Source organism: Opitutus sp. (assembly GCA_024998815.1).
Classification (GTDB): Bacteria; Verrucomicrobiota; Verrucomicrobiia; order Opitutales; family Opitutaceae; genus Rariglobus.
Genome location: JACEUQ010000001.1, coordinates 134,226 through 154,607, shown reverse-complemented (window position 1 = coordinate 154,607; position 20,382 = coordinate 134,226). Strand labels below are relative to the sequence as shown.

General features: G+C 60.5%; 14 protein-coding genes. 10 read left to right on the top strand and 4 right to left on the bottom strand.

Annotation, left to right across the window (positions count from 1 at the left end):
• Window positions 1-281 precede the first annotated feature (281 nt).
• Complete coding sequence (locus tag H2170_00600) at window positions 282-1,865, top strand: transposase (GenBank protein MCS6298590.1); 1,584 nt, start codon at window positions 282-284, stop codon at window positions 1,863-1,865.
• Window positions 1,866-2,699: 834 nt separating this feature from the next.
• On the opposite strand, the gene ltrA is transcribed toward H2170_00600, so the two are convergent.
• Window positions 2,700-4,400: a group II intron reverse transcriptase/maturase gene (gene ltrA, locus H2170_00595; protein MCS6298589.1), complete on the bottom strand. Its 1,701-nt coding sequence runs from the start codon at window positions 4,398-4,400 to the stop codon at window positions 2,700-2,702.
• 482 nt (window positions 4,401-4,882) lie between these two features.
• Between ltrA and H2170_00590 the strand changes: the two genes are divergently transcribed.
• The 8 genes from H2170_00590 (at window position 4,883) to H2170_00555 (ending at window position 15,484) form a co-directional block, all read left to right on the top strand.
• Window positions 4,883-6,112, top strand: a complete 1,230-nt coding sequence (locus H2170_00590; GenBank protein ID MCS6298588.1) for a DUF4338 domain-containing protein — start codon at window positions 4,883-4,885, stop codon at window positions 6,110-6,112.
• Between the two features lie 31 nt (window positions 6,113-6,143).
• A complete protein-coding gene (locus tag H2170_00585; GenBank protein MCS6298587.1) occupies window positions 6,144-6,638 on the top strand; it encodes a hypothetical protein in 495 nt (164 codons plus the stop codon).
• 82 nt (window positions 6,639-6,720) lie between these two features.
• Window positions 6,721-8,121 carry an argininosuccinate lyase gene (argH, locus tag H2170_00580; protein ID MCS6298586.1) on the top strand — a complete coding sequence of 467 codons (1,401 nt, stop codon included), beginning with the start codon at window positions 6,721-6,723 and terminating at the stop codon, window positions 8,119-8,121.
• A gap of 54 nt (window positions 8,122-8,175) precedes the next feature.
• Complete coding sequence (gene mutL, locus H2170_00575) at window positions 8,176-10,062, top strand: DNA mismatch repair endonuclease MutL (protein MCS6298585.1); 1,887 nt, start codon at window positions 8,176-8,178, stop codon at window positions 10,060-10,062.
• Between the two features lie 123 nt (window positions 10,063-10,185).
• Entirely contained in the window at window positions 10,186-12,741 is a 2,556-nt protein-coding gene (locus H2170_00570) for a glycogen/starch/alpha-glucan phosphorylase (protein ID MCS6298584.1), read from the top strand.
• Window positions 12,742-13,068: 327 nt separating this feature from the next.
• On the top strand, window positions 13,069-14,247 hold the full coding sequence (locus H2170_00565) for an MBOAT family protein (GenBank protein ID MCS6298583.1): 1,179 nt from the start codon (window positions 13,069-13,071) through the stop codon (window positions 14,245-14,247).
• A 7-nt stretch (window positions 14,248-14,254) separates the two neighbouring features.
• Window positions 14,255-14,437: a hypothetical protein gene (locus tag H2170_00560; GenBank protein MCS6298582.1), complete on the top strand. Its 183-nt coding sequence runs from the start codon at window positions 14,255-14,257 to the stop codon at window positions 14,435-14,437.
• A 3-nt stretch (window positions 14,438-14,440) separates the two neighbouring features.
• Window positions 14,441-15,484, top strand: coding sequence for an SGNH/GDSL hydrolase family protein (locus H2170_00555; protein MCS6298581.1), 1,044 nt, complete (start codon window positions 14,441-14,443; stop codon window positions 15,482-15,484).
• 216 nt (window positions 15,485-15,700) lie between these two features.
• Here H2170_00555 and H2170_00550 read toward each other — a convergent pair whose 3' ends face one another.
• Complete coding sequence (locus H2170_00550; protein MCS6298580.1) at window positions 15,701-16,453, bottom strand: YkgJ family cysteine cluster protein; 753 nt, start codon at window positions 16,451-16,453, stop codon at window positions 15,701-15,703.
• A 357-nt stretch (window positions 16,454-16,810) separates the two neighbouring features.
• Window positions 16,811-18,355, bottom strand: coding sequence for an adenylosuccinate synthetase (locus tag H2170_00545; GenBank protein ID MCS6298579.1), 1,545 nt, complete (start codon window positions 18,353-18,355; stop codon window positions 16,811-16,813).
• A 369-nt stretch (window positions 18,356-18,724) separates the two neighbouring features.
• On the opposite strand from H2170_00545, the gene H2170_00540 reads away from it, so the two are divergent.
• Window positions 18,725-19,216 carry a DUF1802 family protein gene (locus tag H2170_00540; protein MCS6298578.1) on the top strand — a complete coding sequence of 164 codons (492 nt, stop codon included), beginning with the start codon at window positions 18,725-18,727 and terminating at the stop codon, window positions 19,214-19,216.
• Window positions 19,217-19,386: 170 nt separating this feature from the next.
• Here H2170_00540 and H2170_00535 read toward each other — a convergent pair whose 3' ends face one another.
• Entirely contained in the window at window positions 19,387-20,232 is an 846-nt protein-coding gene (locus tag H2170_00535; protein ID MCS6298577.1) for a FecR domain-containing protein, read from the bottom strand.
• Between the last annotated feature and the right edge of the window lie 150 nt (window positions 20,233-20,382).

The window sequence follows — 20,382 nt, the reverse complement described above, 5'->3', positions numbered from 1 at the left end:
GCGTTTCAACCAAGACCTAAGTAATCCGGGCTGGTTTCAGCCTTTCTGGAAAGGTTTCTTGGATTTGTAAGCACCCTGAATCGCCGCCACGTGCAGCCAAATACCATTGGTAGACAGGTTTATACGCAGGCCGCTAGCCCCCGCACCGCGCGCCGAAAACAAGCCCACCAACGGGGCTAACACTCCCCTAGCTAGAGCCTCCTCGAAAAGGTTTTTGGTTTTTTCTAGTAAAAACAACTTATGTGATTTAAGTTTACTGTAAAAGTGCCGTATTATACTGCATGAAAACAGGAAACAAAATAAGTAGCGGCGTTAAATTATCAAGTAACGAATCGATCGTTTATCCCTCCGGCGACTTCTTTTCAACCCCGGCGCGCAGTGATTTTGGTGATTTCTTACTGCAATTACAGCGCTTTTGGCGGTCCCACCCCGAAATCGAAGTGGCCATGACCGCCGATCTCGACGCCCACGCCATGGCGGAAAAGCGCGAACGGCGGAAGGACCGGGAGTTCGAACTGGCGCAGACCGAGGCGTTGTTCGCCGTGCCGGCGTCAGGCACGGCGGAAAAAACGCAAGCCGAGTTCCTCGCCGCAGGGCGTCCGCGCACCCCCGCTGTTGTGGTTTTTATCACGGCCATGGCCACCGGTTACTTGGGGTCGCAATACAGTGCCTGCCCCCGGATGGTGCTGCTTGAATCGGCATCGTTGCGCACCTTGCTCGATGATTTGGGGTACACGCTGCCTGCACCTAATACCGTTGGCCCCCTGATAAATCGCCTGAGTGAGAGTACTCTCGCCCTGATCCACCGGGCCCAATTGGCCGATATTTTGGCCGAAGGGCTCGATTCGTTTACCGATATCACCCTGGACAGCACGGCGATCAAGGCATCCAGTTGCTGGCCAACAGACTCCGGTATCATTTACCGCCTCTTTGAGCGAGCCTACCGCATGGGCGGCAAGCTCGACCAGGTCGGGCTTAACTCGCTGCAGGATGGCTTCAAAGACCACTGGCTGGAGGAGTTGCGAAAGAGCGCCCGCGCCATCGCCCTGCTGGGTGGTGGTCCCCGCCGAGCCCAAAAACTCCGGCTGCTCTACGACCAGTTTTACCAAATCGCCTGCAAGTTGGGCGGCAAGTTGCTCACCCAAGTAGAAGCCGCAGAGGCCGAAGCAAATGTTAAACTGGCCAAGCTGCGGCCCTCCAAGCGCCGGATCGCGGAAGACCTACTGGACTGCATCCACGGGGACGTGGTCGCGGTGATTACGACGATCCAGCAAAGCATTGCGCGGGTGCATGATGGGGTGAAGACCAAGTCGAGGGAAAGGGTCCTCAGCCTGGCCGATCGCAGTGCTGCTTTTATTGAAAAAGGCGGGCGGGAACCGGTGATTGGCTACAAGCCGCAATTGGCCCGCAGCCGCGGCGGTTTTGTCACCGCGCTGATTCTCGACGCGGGCAACGTGGCTGATTGCAAGCAACTGGTGCCCCTGCTGATCCAGAATATCGCCAACACGGGCCTGGTGCCGGCGAGCGCGAACGTCGACGACGGCTACTCCAGCGCCGAAGGGCTGGCGCAGGCATACGAGCTGAAGGTGGCCAAGGTGAGCATCTCCGGCGCCAAGGGGCGCGCCTTGCTCGGCGAGGAACTGTGGAACCACCAGGATTATATCACGCTTCGCGCCGAGCGCAGCGCGATCGAGTCGCTGATGTTTACGCTCAAGTTCAACCACGGGTTCGGCCGGCCGGGTCGTCGCGGGTTGGCGGCGGTGCGCAGCGAACTGACCCTGAAGATCCTCGCGCACAACTTTGACCGGATGATTTTGGTGCGCGCCAGAAGGTCTCAGGAAAAGCCGCTGCCCTTGGCGGCCTGAGTCGCTTCGCTCGTCGCGGCTAACCCAAATCGGTTCAATTAGTTCGGTGTAAAAGCCCCGGAGCGAACCGCCGTGGACTTCGCCGTTGGAAAAGCGACCTTAGTGATGGGGCCGGGGCTGTTTTTAGGCCGCCGCCCCTTCGTGAACACGTAAATCGAGTCCGTTCAGGGCTGTTTGCGCCCCCAGTGGCCGGCCGGGGCGGGAATACGCCCGTTGCGAAAGGCTTTTCGAGGAGGCTCTAGATGCGGCACGTTGCGCCAATTCGGCTACACGCTTGTCGGCACCCGCTCGCTGGGTCGGAGCAACGCAGCCGTCCGCCCAGTCATCCCACCGCCGATTCATTGAACAGCTAAACACCTGAATACTAACAAAGGAGCGGAGTAAGCGGAACAAGCCCCGTGAAATCATTTTGGCTGGCCTAAATGATACCCGCCGAAACGAACCCGTCGCCCCCCCCCCAAGGGGAGGGGATTTCGCTGCGCCACCTGCAGGTGCAGGTGCAGGTGCCTGGAGTTTGGCCCCAAAACGAGTTGAGATCCGTCCCCCCAGCTAAGGTAGAAGCGTACCGCAGGTAGCAACGGCATGGGTTTCGATGCGTTCGTGGACGTGCGGGTGGCTGTTGCGAAGTCTGCGAAACTCTCCGGAGTGATCAGCTCAGATCGCCATACATGATGCGCAGCACCTGTATGGTTCTTGGCACGAGTTAAGTAGAGTAGAGAGAGCCGCGCGTCGGTAACCCGTCAGCGCGACCCTCCCCCTCGTCAAACCGTGCAAGCGGTTTTCCCGCACACGGCTTACCGAGTCCCCATTCTTTCGGTTTGGTTTCAGCGGAGTTCATTGCTTCCAAGCCGCCGTAAGCGGCCAGTGCCATAGTTTGTATTGACCATGCAAACGGTCGTCGGTGAAGAACTCGAAGAGTCCGTGGGTGCGGCTATACTTTCGCCACAGCCATCGGCGTAGCCGGTTACGAACAAAGACCTGCTGGTTACTAAACACGTGCGTGCTGTTGCCGTAATGAAACGCCGTCGCCCAACCGCGAGTGATTTGGTTGACCTTGCGGACCACCGCCACCGCCGGTTGGTTGCGCGTTCGCACATCTAGCTCCATCCGCACTTTGTCGCGTAACTTGGCCAGACTTTTCGCACTGGGTTCCACGTGCGGATACCTTCGTTTGCTCTTCATGCCTTGCCGCCATGCGACGGAAAAACCGAGGAACTCAAAGCCTTCCTTTCGTGTATCCACCAGTCGGGTTTTCTCTTCGTTGAGCTTTAACTTACGTGCCTCCAGCCACCGTTTCAGTCGCGTTTGCAGCCCCGCCCCTTGACCCGGTTTGCACAGGATCAGGAGGTCGTCGGCGTAACGCACCATCGTCGGCTTTTGTTCGCACTTCTCATTCACCGCATGATCGAGGTCGTTGAGGTAGAGGTTCGCCAGCAGAGGCGATATAACTCCGCCTTGTGGCGTGCCACACCGGTTCGCGCTCACCTTGCGGCACCCCGTGTCCCGGTCCTCTTCCACGATGGGTGCGCGCAGCCACGTTTTTATTAAACGCAACACGCTCCCATCGCTCACCCGTTTGGCCACCAATTGCAGGAGTTCGCGGTGCGGGATCATATCGAAGTAGCTCGATAAATCCGCGTCCACCACCTCCACCTTTCCGCTCAGCATGGCTTCCTTGACCTTATCCATCGCCTGATGGGTCCGACGTTTCGGCCGGTAGGCGTAGGAATGGTCATGGAAGTCCGCCTCTAGGATTGGCTGCAACACGATCACCGCCGCGCTTTGCACCACCCGGTCTTTCACCGTAGGGATGCCCAGCGCACGACGTTTGGTCCTGGCCTGATCCTTCCATATATAGACGCGCAGGACCGGACTGGGTCGGTAGGTTTTCGTTCGCATTTCCTCCGCCAGCGCAAGCAGCCATGCCGCCCGATAGGCTTCGTTCTTTGCGAGCGTTTCCACCTCGAACCCGTCCACTCCCGGCACGCCGTCATTGGCGATCACCTGATCGAGCGCATCCGACAGAATGTCCTGCCGATACAGCTCTCCATACAAACTATAGAACCGCCAATGCGGCTCCGCTTTTGCTTTCCGATATAGCACACGTTGCAGCTTCCGAACCTTCGGTGACGTTTTTATCCAGAGTTCATCACCCCAGCCATCGTCGGGTCCTTTGCCGCTCTGTGATGCGTGGGAACAAGTGCCCTCCCTTCGCTCCCCGGCGGTTTTAATGTCCGCTAGATCATCACTACTATGGAGGTCTCCGACTCCTGCCACGGCCCGTCCGGCCTTACGAGGTTTTGCCGCGCTTGTGCCGGTGGTTGAGGCATCGCAAGACGCCCCACCGCCGCAGGTCTCACCACTTAACCTAACGACCTTTCCCACCCCGCCGCCCCCGCTGACTCCGCCGACGTGTTGATCGGAAATCAACGATTTAGGTCCTACGTCTTTGCGAGACTGCCTTTTCCGATCCTTGCAGGCTTCACCGTTCAGGTAGCGGCTGGACTCGTCGGTTGTTTCGGTAACGGAGCTCATTGGATGGGGTTCACCTTCGTTGCGGCTGACTGGTTCGGGCACACGGTCGTGCTTTCCGGCGAGGCCTCGCGGCCTGCATCCGTGACCGGGCCCTTCGACCGCGAATCGTTAAATTCGGCCGAACAGACTTTCACTGTTATGGTTGTTAGTTTCATGGTCGCACACCTGAACGCCGAAGTTTTAACCACGGAATTCACAGATGAGCACAGATAACAGAGTGTTACTGAATTTGAAGACAGGATGAAAAAAAGGGGATCAAGCTGAGTCCGTTTACCTCCTAAGGGATTGTATCTGTGCAATCTGTGTAATCTGTGGTTGGCTTGAACTTCGGAATTCAGGTTAAACGGCCAAACTCCAGACCTTGAGCTCACGCTCAAGGCCACAAGGGGTGTGTTCGCGAATCATGTGGCCTTGAGCGTGAGCTCAAGGATTCGGCTGATCTTCGTTCGACTAGTCAGGGGCCAAACTCCAGCCACTTGCAGGTGCAGGTGCTAGACAGCCCTGAGTTAAACGCCCGAGCGCAGGGGCTGCTTGAGGAGCATCACTATCTGGGCGCAGTAAGGCCGGTGGGCGAGCGGCTGCTGTACGCGGTGAGCGATGCGCAGGGCACCTGGGTGGCGGTGCAGGTGTTTGCTGCGGCGGCGTTGCACCTGCGAGGGAGGGAGGCGTGGATTGGCTGGAGCGGCGAACAACGTCGACGCCGACTGGCGCTGGTGGTTAACAACGTGCGTTTTCTGCTGCTGCCCAAGCCGGCGGTGTCCAACTTGGGCTCGGCGGTATTGAGCCGGGTGCTCGGCCGGCTCAGCGCCGACTGGCAAGCGCGTTACCAGCATCCCGTGCTTGTGGTCGAAACCTTCGTCGCCCCCGAGCGTTTTACGGGAAGTGTATACAAGGCATCCGGGTGGACCGAGTTGGGCCAGACCAAGGGCAACACGCGTAAGTCGCGCGATTACTACGAGCACCACGCCAAGCCCAAGCGGCTGTTTGTGCGCGAGCTGGAGCCCCGGGCCCGGCGAGCTCTTCAGGCAGGGCAAATCAAACCCTCGCTAGCTGCGGTGGAGGCGAAAGTTCCGGTGCGAAGTACCCTGAAGGTCCCCGATTTAATCAGCCTGGCGGAGGCCTTCCGGCAAGTGCCTGAATACCGCGCCTACATCGGGGCCTATCCCTTGCACGCGCTGCTGGCGATCACGGCGGCGGCCTATCTGGCCGGAGCGCCACGCGGCCAACGTGACCTGGCCGCCTTCGCCCGCCGACTCTCCTCCAGCCAACGCCAAGCCCTCGGGGTGATCCGCCGCCGCGGCAAATACGGGGCACCCAGCCAGCCCACCTTTAGCCGGCTGTTCGCCCGTGTGCAGGCCGCGCCTATCGAGGAGGTTTTGCTCGCTCACCAACGTCAGGTGCGAGGCGAGCCCCCCGACAGCGAGATCGTGGTCATCGACGGCAAAGTCCCCAAGCACAGCGGCGGACAAAACGTCGTGACCGCAGTGACCTCGCCGAGCCTGTTCTATCTGGGCAGCGAGGTCGTCGCCGAAAAAAGCAACGAGATCCCCGCCGCCCGCGCCCTGTGCGAGAGGCCGATTTGGTCGACAAACTCGTGCGCCTTGACGCCCTGCATACCCAGGCGGACACCGCGCGGGCGATCGTACTGGAGCACGGCGGCGACTACCTGTTCACCGTCAAAGGCAATCAGCCCGGCCTGCAGAAAATCGTAGCCGCGCAAGTGCCCGATCCGGGCGCCCCTTTTTGGACCCGTTAAAAGATCCCGCTGCCGAGCAACGTACCACCCAGGAAAAGAAGCACCCCGTGACGCGCACCCTGGTGGCGCGCGAGTTGAGCGCGGAAAGCGCCTGCTTCCCCCTGGTGGCGCAAGCCGCGAGAACCTGCCGAAAACGCCACGGCAAGCCCACCGAGACCGTGGCGCTGACCACCAGTCGCCCCGCCGCCGAGTTGACTCCCGCCCAATGGCTGGAGGTCAACCTTGCGCACTGGGGAATCGAAACCGCTTTGCATGCCCGCCTCGACGCCTCGCGCCAGGATGATCGCTGCCGATTACGCCGCCCGAACGCGGTTTCTATCCACGGTATGTTCAACCGCTGGGCCAATAGCCTTTTCATACACTGGCGCGGCCAACGCCCCCAAAAACATCACCTTTATACCTCCGACTTTCTCGCTCACATGTCAGAAAATCATGACCGTCGCGCGCTCCGCGCCCTTACCTCGCTAAACTTCCCGCTATGAATCGGCGCTGAGTCGCGTAGGCGCGAGTTGTATTTCGCATTGCGCACGGAAGGGCTGGTGCGTGTTCTTTGCGCTTTCATATATGGCGAAGAAATCTCAAGCGACTTGGGGCGGGCGTTTCACCGCCGGCCCCGCGGAATTGATGCTCAAGTTCAGCGAGTCTGTCTCGTTTGACCACCGGCTCGCGCCGTTCGACATCGCAGGCAGCAAGGCCCACTCGGCGATGCTGGCGCACGTCGGCCTCATCACCGCCAAGGAGCGCGACGCCATCCATCGCGGCCTCGACGCCATTCTCGCGCAAATCGCCGCGGGTAAATTCACCTGGAGCACCCAGCTCGAAGACGTTCACATGAACATCGAGCAGGCGCTCACCCAAAGCGTTCCGGCCGCCGCCAAACTCCACACCGCCCGCAGTCGCAACGACCAAGTCGCCACCGACATGCGCCTCTGGTTCAAACACGCCTGCGCAGTCCTTTCCGACAAAATCCTAGGTGCCCAGCGTGCCATCCTTTCGGTGGCCCAGAGCGATGGCGATGTACTCATCCCCGGCTACACCCACTTGCAGCGCGCCCAGCCCGTCTTTTTGGCGCACCACCTGTTTGCTTATTTGGAAATGCTGGAGCGCGACCGCGAACGCCTCGCCGTCGTGGCCGATCACGCCAACTGGTGCCCGCTCGGGTCGGGCGCCATCGCCGGCACCACCCTGCCGATTGATCGCGAGTTCACCGCCACCCAGCTCGGCTTTGTCGATGCCAAGGGCCGCCCGCGCGTCACCCAAAACTCCATGGACACCGTCGCCGACCGCGACCTGTTCATCGAGTTTGCCAACGCCTGCGCACTCTTCGGCGTGCACATGTCGCGCATCGCCGAGGATCTCATCATCTGGTCGAGCGTGGAGTTTAAGTTCATCGATTTGCCGGACACCTTTTGCACGGGCTCCTCGCTCATGCCGCAGAAGAAAAACCCCGATTCGTGCGAACTGCTGCGCGGCAAATCGGCCCGCCTTCAGGGTAACCTCCACACGCTGCTCACCCTCGCGAAAGGCCTTCCGCTCACCTACAACCGCGACCTGCAGGAGGATAAACCGCCGGTGTTCGACAGCTTTGACCAGACTGGGCTTTGCGCCGACGTGCTAGCCGGTACAATCGCCGGCCTAACGGTTTTCCGCCCGCGCTGCGCCGAGGCAGTGGCCGATCCGGCACTGCTCGCCACCGATCTCGCCGACTATTTGGTCGATCGCGGAGTGCCTTTCCGTGAGGCGCACCACGCCGTCGGCTCGGTCGTGAAACTCGCCGAAACCCTCAAGCTGCCGCTGGACAAGTTGCCCACCGCCGAGGTGAAGAAAATCCACCCCGGTTACGGCGACGATTGGGCCGTGGTGTTTGATCTGCAGCGCGCCATGGCCAAACGCCGCGGCACCGGAATGCCCGGCCCGGCGCAGGTGAAGAAACAATTCACCCGCTGGCAGAAGCTCTTGAGCTGAGTATCAAGGTAGGCGCCGGTTTTCAGGCGCCTACCTTTTTTTGCCCCCGAATCCATGGCCAAAGTTCGCATCCTCTCCGACCGCGTCGCCAATCAGATCGCCGCGGGCGAGGTGATTGAGCGCCCTGCAGCGGTAGTGAAGGAGCTCGTCGAGAATGCCATCGACGCCGGTGCCACCCGCGTCGAAGTCGAGTTTCGCCACGGCGGACGTTCGCTCATGCGAATCGAGGATAATGGCCACGGCATGTCGCGCGACGACGCCCTGCTCGCCCTTGAGCGCCATGCCACGAGCAAGATCAACGAGGCTGACGACCTGAACCGCCTGGCGAGTTTTGGCTTTCGCGGCGAAGCCTTGCCCTCGATCGCCAGCGTATCCCGCTTCACGTTACAGACCCGCGAAGCCGCCGCCGACGTCGGCTCGGAGATTTTGGTTAACGGCGGCAAGTTCGTGCATGTCCACGACTGCGGACGCCCCGTCGGCACGCGAATCGAAGTCGCGCAGTTGTTCAACTCCGTGCCCGCGCGGCGCAAATTCCTCAAAACCGACGCCACCGAGGCGGCGCACATCATCACCGGCGTGCGCCTCTACGCCTTGGCGTTTCCCAAGGTGGCGTTCACCTTGATCGAGGACGGTCGGGTGATTTTCCGCTCGCCGGAGTGCGTTGATTTGATGGGCCGAGTGGCGGAGATTTTCGGCCGGCAATTGGCGGGAGAACTCATGCCCATCGACGTTGCGGAAAACGGCATGCGCTTGAGCGGCCTGATCGGTCGCCCGGGAGCGGGCCGCTCGACCCGCCACGAGATGATCACCTTCATCAATCAGCGTCCCGTGGATACGAAGGCGATCAACTACGCTCTCATTGAGAGCTACCACGAATCGTTGCCCAAGGGGCGTTACCCGCTGGCGTTTGTTTTTTTCGAAATCGATCCGGCCGCGGTCGATGTGAACGTACACCCGTCGAAGCGTGAAGTACGCTTCCGCTCGGAGACGCAGGTGCGGGGATTTATTATCCGCGCAGTGCTGGCCCGACTACGCGATTGGGCTGACTCTGCCTCGCGGCCGGCGTTCAATGCGGCAGTGGAGGTGGATTCACCGCAAGCCGCGACTCGCCCGCCAGCAGCAACCGAGGCAAAGCCGCTGCCGTCGGGACTTCAGCGACTCGCCACCCCGCTTATAGCGCTGCCGCAACCGCCGCGTGCGGCGGTTGCCCCAAGCGCACCGCAACCCAGCGCCCCTTTGCCACAGCTGCGCGCCCAGCCCGAGGTTGCACGCGCAACCCCGCCTGCTGCTAGCAGCGGGCCGAGCCTCGGCGCGACTGCGGGCCCCAAACCCTCAGCGCCGCTGGCACCCGCCACGACCACGGCCGTGGGCGGTTGGCGCTTTTTAGGGGTGGCCCACGGTACCTACGCCCTGTTCGAGACGCGCGCGGGTTTGGTTTTGCTCGACCGCCGGGCGGCGCACGAACGCATTTGGTTCGAGCGCCTGCAGGCGCAGTTCCGCGACGGCTCGGTGCCCAGTCAACGGCTGCTGCTGCCGGTACCGATGGAACTCGACCCCATTGCCAGCGCGCTACTGCTGGACCGCTTGGAGTTTCTCAACGGCCACGGCTTCGAGGTCGTTGAGTTCGGCCGCAATTTTTTCCGCATCGAGGGAATGCCTGCGTGGATGGCGCCGGGGGACGCCGAGCCCTTTGTGCGCGAGCTGCTCGGTGCGTTACGCGACGGCCGCCTGCAGGAGAGCCAAATCGACGTGGCGCGCGATCAACTCGCCCGCCTTGCCGCAGCCCGCGCGGTCCGGCTTGGCGAAACCGTCAGCGAAGCCGCCATGCTCTCACTGGTCGGACAACTGTTCGCCTGCCGCGCCCCGCTGACCAGTCCGGGCGGCACGCCGACGCACATCGAATTAAGCCAAGGCGATTTAGCTCGCCGTTTTCAGCGCTAAAAAAAGCGGTCGCAGCGTTTTTTAAGGTTCGAGTTACGTAAAAATTCACCCACAACGTTCGTTGCCACACCGCCACGAGCAAACTGGCACGATTCTAGTAGTTAGCTTCAAAAAAATTTAAGCATGCCCGCTCCTAAAAAAACCAAGTCCACGGCTGCCTCCTCAACCGCTCCCATCGCTACGGCGAACGGGGCCTCATCGCCCCCCTCGAGTCGAGTCGCCGACACACCGGTTTCATCCTTGAGCCAAGCGATCGTTCGCAACCTGAATTTCACCCTAGCGCGCGATCACACCACGGCCACTCCGCGCGATTGGTGGATCGCCACCTCCCTGGCCGTTCGCGAACACATTCTCGCCCGCCTCATCCGCACCCAAGGCGAACACAACAAACACAACGCGCGCCGTCTTTATTATTTCTCGCTCGAGTACCTGATGGGCCGCCTCTTTGAGAACAATCTCTACAACACCGGCCTTTACGACGAAGCCCGCGCTTCACTCAAAGACCTCGGCGTTGACTGGGAGTCAGTTCGCGAGAGCGAAGTGGACATGGGTCTAGGCAACGGTGGCCTTGGCCGCTTGGCTGCATGCTTCCTAGACTCGCTCGCCACCTTGGACCTGCCCGCCATCGGCTACGGCATCCATTATGAATTCGGCCTGTTCAAGCAGGAGTTCGTCAATGGCCACCAAGTCGAGCATCCCGACAACTGGATGATGTTCGGTACCCCGTGGGAAGTGGTACGCGCTGAATACACCACCGAGGTTAAGATTTACGGCCGGGTCGAGCACGTGTTTGACGACCACGGCAACTCCCGTCCCCGCTGGGTCGATACGAAAACTATTTTGGGCGTCCCGTACGACATTCCGATCGCCGGCTACGGCACGGCAACGGTCAACCTGCTCCGCTTGTGGGCATCGCGTTCGACCGAGGAGTTCGATTTGGTCGCCTTCAACAGCGGCGGTTATGTCGATGCCGTGCGCGAAAAGGCCATCGGCGAAACCGTCTCGAAGGTCCTTTACCCGAATGACAAGACCGAAAACGGCAAGGAGCTGCGCCTCGTTCAGCAGTACTTCTTTGTCTCGTGCTCGCTTCGCGACATCATCCGCCGTCACTTCCGCCTCCCCGGCAACTCCTGGGCTAACTTCGACGCCAAAGTCGCCGTGCAGCTCAACGACACGCACCCTGCGGTCGCGGTGCCCGAACTGCTACGCATCCTCATCGACGAGAATAACTTCACGTGGGAAAACGCATGGGAAATTGTGGTCAAAACCTTCGGCTACACCAACCACACGCTGCTCCCTGAGGCGCTGGAGCGTTGGGGCGTGCCTCTTTTCACCCGCGTGCTGCCCCGGCACACGCAAATCATCTTCGAGATCAACCGTCGTCTCATGGAAAAGGTCGAGGCCAAGTGGCCCGGCGATAACTCGAAGAAGGCCATTCTCTCGCTGGTTGAAGAAGGTGGTGCCAAATCCTTCCGCATGGCGAACCTCGCCGTCGTCGGCTCGCACGCGGTCAACGGCGTTGCAGCCCTGCACACCGAGTTGCTCAAAAAGGACCTCTTCCCTGATTTCGATGCGCTCTATCCGGGCAAGTTCCAGAACAAGACCAACGGCATCACCCCGCGCCGCTGGCTGCTCGATTGCAACCCCCGCCTCTCCGGGCTGATCACCGAGAAACTCGGCTCGCCCTTGGTGTGGGCCCGCGACCTCGATGTGCTACGCGGATTGGAGAAGTTCGCCGACCAGGCCGACTTCCAAAAGGAGTTCATGGCGATCAAGCGCGCCAACAAACAAGACCTCGCCGCGGTGATTCACGACCAGTGCGGTGTGGTCGTCTCTCCGGACGCGCTCTTCGACGTCCAGATCAAGCGCCTGCATGAATATAAACGACAGCACCTCAACCTGCTGCACATCATCACCCTTTACCGCCGCTTGTTGCAAAATCCGTCCCTCGATATCGTCCCCCGCGTGTTCATTTTTGGCGCAAAAGCAGCCCCCGGCTACGACCTCGCCAAGAACATCATCCGTGCGATCAACGTTATCGGCGACCGCATCAATCGTGACGTGCGTATCAAGGACAAACTCAAGGTGGTTTTCCTGCCCAACTACCGGGTTTCCCTGGCTGAGCGCATCATCCCTGCCGCAGACCTTTCCGAGCAGATTTCGACTGCTGGCAAAGAGGCGTCCGGTACGGGTAACATGAAGCTCGCCCTCAACGGCGCGCTCACCATCGGCACCCTTGACGGCGCCAATGTTGAAATCGGCGAAGAGGTGGGCGAAGACAACATCTTCATCTTCGGCTTGAAGGTGCCTGATGTGGAGGCGCTCGACGCCAAGGGTTATAACCCGTGGAACTACTACGGGGACGACGAGGAATTGCGCGCGGTCATCGATTGGCTCGGCTCCGAGTACTTCACGCCCGGCGAGAGCCATGCGTTCGGTTCGCTCCACCACAGCCTGCTCGATGGTGGCGATCCCTACAAGGTGCTCGCCGATTATCGCACCTACGTCCAAGCCCACGAACGCGTGGACGCGGCTTACCGCGACAAGTCACGTTGGGCCAAGATGGCGATTCTTAACACCGCACGCGTCGGTAAGTTCTCCAGCGATCGCACCATCCGCGAATACGCCAAGGACATCTGGAGCCTGCCGCCCGTTTCGGTCGTCGCCTGCTGCCAATAAAGCGCTGCCGTTCGAGTGAGCCGAGCCTTGCTCGATAATCACAAAAGTTAAAAAAGGGGCCCTTCACCGGGCTCCTTTTTTTGTGTGCACACAAAAGGGACTGGCGAGGCCGTTCGAAGGAAGTTCGGCGCTCCAAACCCGCCGCTTGTGTACTTGGGACCGGTTTCACCGTCCTTGTGTTGGTCAACGGATGAGGGCCAACGCGCCGTAGTGCAAAACCTCCGGCGGAGGTGGCTCCCCGTGGGTTGAGCCCCACCCTCTCATACGGCTAGCGCCCCAGTGCGGTCGCCCCCGAGATCCGCTATTCTGCGCGGCTCGCAGGCCGCCATGATTTTCAACACCTTCACCTATTTCCTGATTTTTCTGGTTCCGGCGGCCATCGGGTTTCGGATCGCCGGGGCGCGCTGGCAGCCGTGGGTATGCTTTTTCTTCGGCGCCGCCTTCTTTATTTTCTTTTCCCTCACCCAGATCGGCGGAGCCGCCGGCGCGTTTTGCCTGCTAATCTTTATGTGGGAGAGCGCCTTCAGCCGCCTCTACAAACCCGGCTCCTGGCTGTGCCTGGCCGGCATCGCCCAGGCCCTCGTGTTCCTGATCATTTTCAAATACTGGAATTTCCTCACCAGTCTGGTGCTGGGGCCGCCACCTCAGAATCCGTGGTATTGGGCGGGGGCGTTTTTGCCTCTCGGCATTTCGTTTTTCACCTTCGAATTCATCCATTACGCGGTCGACCGTTACCGCGGCACCGCCGAACGCGGCAAACTGGCCGACTACCTCGCCTTCATTCTGTTTTTCCCGACCATGGTGGCTGGCCCCATCAAGCGCTACCCCGACTTCGCCGCCAAACTCGCGCAGCCCTCCCTCGAATGGGCGGAGGACTGGGAACTGGGCATCACTCGCATCCTCGTCGGGTTGGCCAAAAAGTTCGCCATCGCCGACCTGCTCAGCGCGTTCACCGACCACCTGAACATGGCCGATATAGCGCGGGCGGAGCGGTGGGCCCTACCGCTTTGGCTGTTGGCCTATGGGGTGAAAATCTACGTCGATTTCTCGGCCTATTCGGACATAGCGATCGGCTCGGCCCGCCTGTTTGGCATCAAGGTGCCGGAGAACTTCGATTGGCCCTACGCCCGCACCAACATCGCCGCGTTCTGGGCTCACTGGCATATCTCGCTCACCAAGTGGCTCACGGATTACGTTTTTATTCCCCTCGGCGGGTCACGCCGGTCACCGCAGCGCGTTTACCTCAACGTATTAACCACTCTGGCGGTCAGCGGCCTGTGGCACGGCGCGGGGCTCAACTTCCTCGTCTGGGGCCTGTGGCACGGAATCCTGCTGGCCGGGCACCGGATATGGAAAAGCTGGCGCCCGGCTAGTGCGCAACCCTCGCCCTGGGGTGCAGCGGCGGGGTGGGCGCTGACCTTCGTTTCGGTTAACCTCGGCTGGGCGTTTTTCTGTATGGATTTACCGACTGCACTCTTCTTTTTCCGGCGAATCGCCGGCGTTTAACCTCCCCATGAAAACGTTGTTTTGGATCAAGTCGGTGTGCGAGTTTCTGCAGGGCTGCGGCACGGCCCCCCCTGTGGGCGCCGGGCACCTTGACCGCGCCTGGCTGCGCGGCCTTTGGTGGGGGGCGCTGCTGGGCGCGGTGATCCTTTTCTGCGGTCAATCTTCGCGGTTCATCTACATCGATTTTTAAGCGATGAAAACCAAGCGACTCCTCCTTGCGCTCGGCGTGGCGCTGCTCGTGCTCCTCGGCTACAACGCCCTCATCGCGCATCTGGCCGTGCGTTCGCAACGGCAGCAGGCGCTTGCCGCCGTTTCGCACCCACCAGCGGACACCTCCGTGGTGTTTTTGGGGAATTCACTGATGGAGGCGGGCGGTGACCCGGCATCGTTTCGGGCGGGTTGGCCCGCGAACCAACCTGCGGCCCCCTCGCTCAATCTCGCGCTGGGAGCGACCACGCCCGTGGAGCATTTCCTCATCTGGCGCCGGGCACTCGCGCACGACCTGCGGCCCCAGTGGCTCGTCTATGGTTTCTTTGACGATCAACTCAATGCTCCCGCGCTTGGCGAATGGTCGGACCTCGTGGGTAATCGGGCCTTTTCGTACTACGACCCGGAGCTGGCCGCTGAGCTCTACGCACCCGGATCCCTGTTGAAGCGCTGGGAGCTGGTTTTCACCCAGCACGTGCCGATGCTGGCCGAACGCTCCTCGCTGTGGACAAAAGTGGAACGGCTGCGGCGGCAGTTTTCCGCGATCGGATTACCGCCACAAAAAACGAACCGGTTTGGCCGAGTGGACGATTTCGGGCCGCCGGGAGCGCCGGAAATCGCCTCGTTTGTCGAACGTTGCACGGCGATCACGGACAAGCGGGCGGGGTTTTCCGCGCCGATCAGCCAAATCGTGCAACTCGCCCACGCGCACCAGATCCGGGTGCTGTTCGTGGAGATGCCCATGCCCCGGCAGCACCGCGCCGCGTTCTACGCCAAGCCGATCTGGCCTCGGCTACGGGCCCACGTGCGCGAACTGGCGAGCGCGGCGGGGGCAACCTACCTCAACGCCAGCGACTGGGTGGAAGACGAGGGCAATTTCGCCGACTCGATGCACCTCAACCCCGACGGCGCGCGTGTGTTCAGCACCCGTCTGGCCCGATCGTTGGCTCAAGTCGGCCAATCGGGCGAAACAGTCACGCCCCAATTGGCCCAAGGCAAAACTGCGCCGAAAACCGAAGCGCACCCCTGAGCCCAAGGGGAATTTGCTTCAGCAGAAGACGAAGCCATTAATCCTGAATTCCGAAGTTCAAGCCAACCACAGATTACATAGATTGCACGGATACAAACCCTTAGGAGCTAAACGAAGCCGACGTTATCCCCCTTTTTTATCCCGTCTCAAAATTCAGCAACATTCTGGTATCTGTGCGCATCGGTGAATTCTGTGGTTAAAACTTCGGCGTTTGGGTTAATCCTGAAAATACCCCTCCGGGTGCATCACACCCGAGTCCCCGTCATCGTCCGAATCTCCGGCCTCACGGCAGGCGTCGGGGAACGCATTTTGGCGCTGAACCCAGCGCACCGCGCACAGACTGCTGGTGAGCGCCTCATGCAGTGCGGAACCGAAATCATAAGCCTGGCCGTCAAAGCCGGCCTCCACCACCGCCTGATCAATCGCCAGCATGACGGCAAACATCCGCCCGCGCACCCCAGGGATATAGACGTCGAGCGCTTCGTTACCGTGCTGAAGATTGGTGCGGCAGGACTCGGCGTTGTGACTGTGATGCGATCGGCACGCCTCGGGCCGGGCAGCATAAATGGAGCAGCTCCCCTCCGCCAACAGCGCGCAGGGGGGTTTAAGCGCCGTCCGCTCGACGTTGTTCCGACCGGCGAACGCCGCGCGGTGTGCAGCGGTGCGCGCGATCAGTTCATCGAGCTGCGTGGGCGAAAAATGCGTTTGCACGTGGGCGGCGGCGATCAGCACCTCGTGGGCCTGAACGCCCACCGGCACGTGGCAACACGCGTCGCAACCCGCACGGCACGCGACTACCGCTTTGGCCTCGGGCGCAGCCGTAGCAAACGCGCGGTCAAACTCCTTGTGCGCGCTGACCACGGCCGCGAGCAGGTCGGCCGGGTTGCGCGTTTTGCGCAGCCGTTTGAGCACGGCGGCACCGGTCTTTTCGAACAACGAGTCTTCTTCCGGTGAAAATGCAGCGCACATAAATGCGCTCCATAAACGCCGCCGATTCCCCGATCACAAGGCCCAAGCCGGGGCCCGCGCGGCTACGGGGGATTAAGCCCAATGCCGTTAAGGCATGCTCTACCTCGAGCAATCGGCGTCGGATCGAGAACGAGTAAGATTAAGAGAACGAGAACGATACGGAATTCAGCGGTGCCGCTGACGTGCCGATCGGTGGACGGGGATTGAATCGTTCTCGTTCTCTTACTCGTTCTCTTTCGTCAGGGACTCGGGGGCGTTTCGGTTCGGTGTACTCGATTCCTTCGTTCGTATATCAATATTATAGCGCAACTTGCTTATCCCTAGATTTATCCGGGCCATGCCTTACAGGCATTAGGATTACACCAGCTTGATGAGCTCGGAGGTCGCCGGGACGTCTTTGATGATCTGGGAGGGCTCGGGGCCGACGCCGAGGTAGCGCAGGTTGGGCAATTTGGCGGCGGCCGGCAGCGGCTCGCCATGGAAGGCCACGTCGAGCAGCGCCTTGACCATCGCGGCCACGTAACGCTGGGCGTTTTTAGGCAGGTCGGCGAAGTGGCGAACCTGGGAGACATCCTCGGTCCAACCGGGGTGTTTGCTATAAACCGGCTTGAGGATTTTGCGCACCGCGTCGTTGCGCGGGACGTGGTGGTAGCGCTTGCCGGCGGCATCCTCGTAGGCCGTGCAGATGAGCAAATCGGAGTTCCACGCCCCCTGGTGGGTCAGGGCGTCGAGCTTGTTGATCATCACGTCCTGGAAGCCGCCGTAACGCAGGGCGTCGCCCTTTTCCACCGCGTCGTACCAGCCGACCATGCGCTGGCGGCCGGTGGAGGTGCCGAATTCGAGTTTTTTCAACAGGAAGGAGAGCGGGTGCGCCTCGTCCATCTGCGTAATGAAAACGTGGGTACCGACCTTGGTGTCGTAGGCCTTGGCGACGCCGAAGGTGTGGATGGCCTGCACCGGAATGCCAGCGCTCTCGAAAAACTCGGGAGTGAAGGTGTGCGAAGCGGTCACGTTGGGCGAAAAGCCGTGGCGCTTGTCGAGCCAGTAGGCCTGGCCGAATTCACCGATGATGGTGTGACCGGCGCGGATTTCCTTGAGGATCAACTCGCGAACTTCGCCGATGTTTTTGGCGAGGCGTTGGCCGGCCTGCCAGTAGGTCTCGGTCAGCGCGGCCAAGTTGATCGCAAAGGGGCCAGTGCCGCGAAAAGCGGTGAAGTCGAACTCAGCAGGGGTGAACACGCCCAGCTCGATCGCCTCGGCGTTGGCGCGTAATTCGGCGGCACCGAGTTTGTCAAAAAAGCCGGCGAAGGTCTCGGCGCTGACGCGGCACACGTGCTGGATTGTGGCGAGGGCGCGCTCGGCGCGTTGCGCGAGTTTTTTGGCGTAGGCCTCACGGCTGCCGAGGAAGTCGGCGTAGGTGATTTGCCATTGGCCCACTTCATCCTGGTAAGCGGGCGTGATGCCGCGGCCGGTGGAGCCGCGCGGCTCTTCCTGAAGGACGTTGACGCGATAATCCTCCCACGCGAGGTCGAGCAGGCGATGGGTCAGGTCGGAGACCATGGTGCGCTCGTCGATGACGAGGCGGGCGAGGACGTTGTAGCCCTTTTTCTCCAGCGGCATGGCTTCCCACCAGGCCTTGCGCGGATCGGCGACCACGCCGGCGCCGATGGCGAGGTGAGCGAGCTCCTTTTCGACCACGCCGGAGGGCAGCAAATTGAGTTTAATGCCGGCGGCGGTGTGGCCGGAATTGGCGCCACCATTGACCTTGAGAACGGTGGTGACCTGAGCGGCGGTGTTGCGCAACTCGTGGACGACTTCGGGGATCAGGCGGCCTTTGCCCTCGTCACCGAGGGAGATGCCGACATCGGCGATGAGCTGGCTGGAAAAAGGAAGGAGCGACATGGCGAACGGCCGAGCAAAGCGAGTAGGCCCCAACGTTCAACCCCCAACATTGCCGAACTCGCAGTCTTTCCGTGCCCGGGCGCGCCGACCGCCCCTCAAGGTCCTGAAAGATACCCGGAGTTAGTTACGACCCTGCGCTTGACTCCGGCTGCCTGCATCCGGCAAGGTCTGCAACTCACCTAAAAAATCTATGGGCCAACAATCCAACAAACACATCAAGAAGAAGCGCCGCATTGCCTACCACAAACGCAAGAAGGAGGCCGCCGCCGCTGCCAAGAAGCCCGCCGCCAAGGCCAAGAAGTAAGCAATCTTCGCTTCTGACAAAAATTTAAAACCGCAGTTTAACCACTGCGGTTTTTCTTTGCCCAAATGCCGACCTCCGACACCACGCTTTCGACTACAACCGGTTACCTGTATCCCGCCTTTAAAGAATGGCAGGTGATCGTCGACGCACTGGCGGCTGGCGAACAATCGCTGCTGTTGCGCAAGGGCGGTATTGCGGAGGGGCGCGGCGGCTTTGACCCGGAACGCGCAGACCGCTTTTGGCTTTTTCCGACACAGTTTCACGCCCAACGCGAAAAGACCAAACCAGCTCTAGCCCAGCGGCTGAATTCCGAGCCAAGCGAACCACTCGATACGCAGGTTACGCTCACCGCTTTCGCCGAGGTGACGCATCACCGATTCGTGTCCGACTGGTCGGCCGTCGCCGCGCTGGACCCATTTCATGATTGGACGGAAGCCACCGTTCGCGAAAAGTTCGATTGGGGACAGCCGCCGGGGCTAAATGCCTTGGTGGTGCAGGTTCACCAACTAAACACCCCCATTACGCTGGAGGCGCACTCCGGCCATGGCGGGTTGTAAGTCGTGGATCGAGGTGCCAGTCAGCTTTGATCAATATCCAAGCACTCCGGTAGTAGCTGGCACCCCGATCTCACAACTGCTGTCTGCGTTTGCATGAGATTGATGGAATCAGGCACAAAAAAACCGGCACCACGACGGTGCCGGTTTTTAGGAGTTAACCTCGTCCGAAATTAGAGGGACGGGCTGACAATCGTGATGTCGAGGGTGTTTTTCGGTGTCTCGACAATGATCTTCTTGGGCTCATCGGGCGAGGCCTTTGCCACCTTGATGTCCAATTTGCTGACATCCTTGGCTGCGTTGACTTCGTCATCGGTGAGGCCGGCTTTTTTGGACTGATCAACAACGGCGTTAAGGGTTTCAGCAGCGGCCGGGTTGGTCTCGGAGATGATCGCAACGATCTGGATGGCCAACAAGAGCGCTTCTTTTTGAGTGGCATTCGTGATGATGGCGCTAGTGCCATTGGAAGTAGCGGTGAATCCGGGGGCCACCTCGATGTTTGCACCGCCTGCGATAGAGAAGCTCACTTTGCCCGTCAGGGTGTTGACCGTAACCTCAACGTTCTGGCCGTTGACCTTAACGTTGGTCGAATAGGTCGTGCCACGGGCGGCAGCGACACCCTTAGGGGTGCGAACGCCGTAGTTATTAATCTTACGCTTGCTCGGATCGAGAACCGAGACGGTGGTGCCCGTCTTCAGGTCGATCACTGCGGTGCGGACGCCCTCAGCGTTGACGCTGTGCGTACCGACGACAGCGGTTGCGCTCGCGCTCAAACCGGTGGTGATGCCTTCGTGGGACTGAATCAAAACGTTGGCACCTTCACCGGTGGTGACAGTGGAACCTTCGGGCAGTTTTTGGCCGACCACAGCGGGGACGCCAGCGGTTGCGCCAGGAGCAGTGACCGTCACTGTGCCGACAAACGAAGAAATGACTGCTTCGACGGGAGCCTGCTGGGCGGAGGCCACAAGGGCACCCACGGCAGCGGCGATAATGGACAACGTAAGACGTATGGATTTCATAGATTAATTAGTAAATATACAGAGAAAGTAGCCCCCTGTTTACCGTAGTAAACTGAACAGCCGACACGAAAATTATTTTTTCAGGCATGATGTCGAGCCCGTTTTAGCTGATGAAATGTAAAATCGCGGCGCGCATCCGGTCGTTTACCC

Bases quoted from the DNA above. Each gene is read 5' to 3' on its own strand.
- H2170_00600 (MCS6298590.1), top strand. From the start codon at position 282: ATGAAAACAGGAAACAAAATAAGTAGCGGCGTTAAATTATCAAGTAAC.
- ltrA (MCS6298589.1), bottom strand. From the start codon at position 4,400: ATGAGCTCCGTTACCGAAACAACCGACGAGTCCAGCCGCTACCTGAAC.
- argH (MCS6298586.1), top strand. From the start codon at position 6,721: ATGGCGAAGAAATCTCAAGCGACTTGGGGCGGGCGTTTCACCGCCGGC.
- mutL (MCS6298585.1), top strand. From the start codon at position 8,176: ATGGCCAAAGTTCGCATCCTCTCCGACCGCGTCGCCAATCAGATCGCC.
- H2170_00570 (MCS6298584.1), top strand. From the start codon at position 10,186: ATGCCCGCTCCTAAAAAAACCAAGTCCACGGCTGCCTCCTCAACCGCT.
- H2170_00565 (MCS6298583.1), top strand. From the start codon at position 13,069: ATGATTTTCAACACCTTCACCTATTTCCTGATTTTTCTGGTTCCGGCG.
- H2170_00560 (MCS6298582.1), top strand. From the start codon at position 14,255: ATGAAAACGTTGTTTTGGATCAAGTCGGTGTGCGAGTTTCTGCAGGGC.
- H2170_00555 (MCS6298581.1), top strand. From the start codon at position 14,441: ATGAAAACCAAGCGACTCCTCCTTGCGCTCGGCGTGGCGCTGCTCGTG.
- H2170_00550 (MCS6298580.1), bottom strand. From the start codon at position 16,453: ATGTGCGCTGCATTTTCACCGGAAGAAGACTCGTTGTTCGAAAAGACC.
- H2170_00545 (MCS6298579.1), bottom strand. From the start codon at position 18,355: ATGTCGCTCCTTCCTTTTTCCAGCCAGCTCATCGCCGATGTCGGCATC.
- H2170_00540 (MCS6298578.1), top strand. From the start codon at position 18,725: ATGCCGACCTCCGACACCACGCTTTCGACTACAACCGGTTACCTGTAT.
- H2170_00535 (MCS6298577.1), bottom strand. From the start codon at position 20,232: ATGAAATCCATACGTCTTACGTTGTCCATTATCGCCGCTGCCGTGGGT.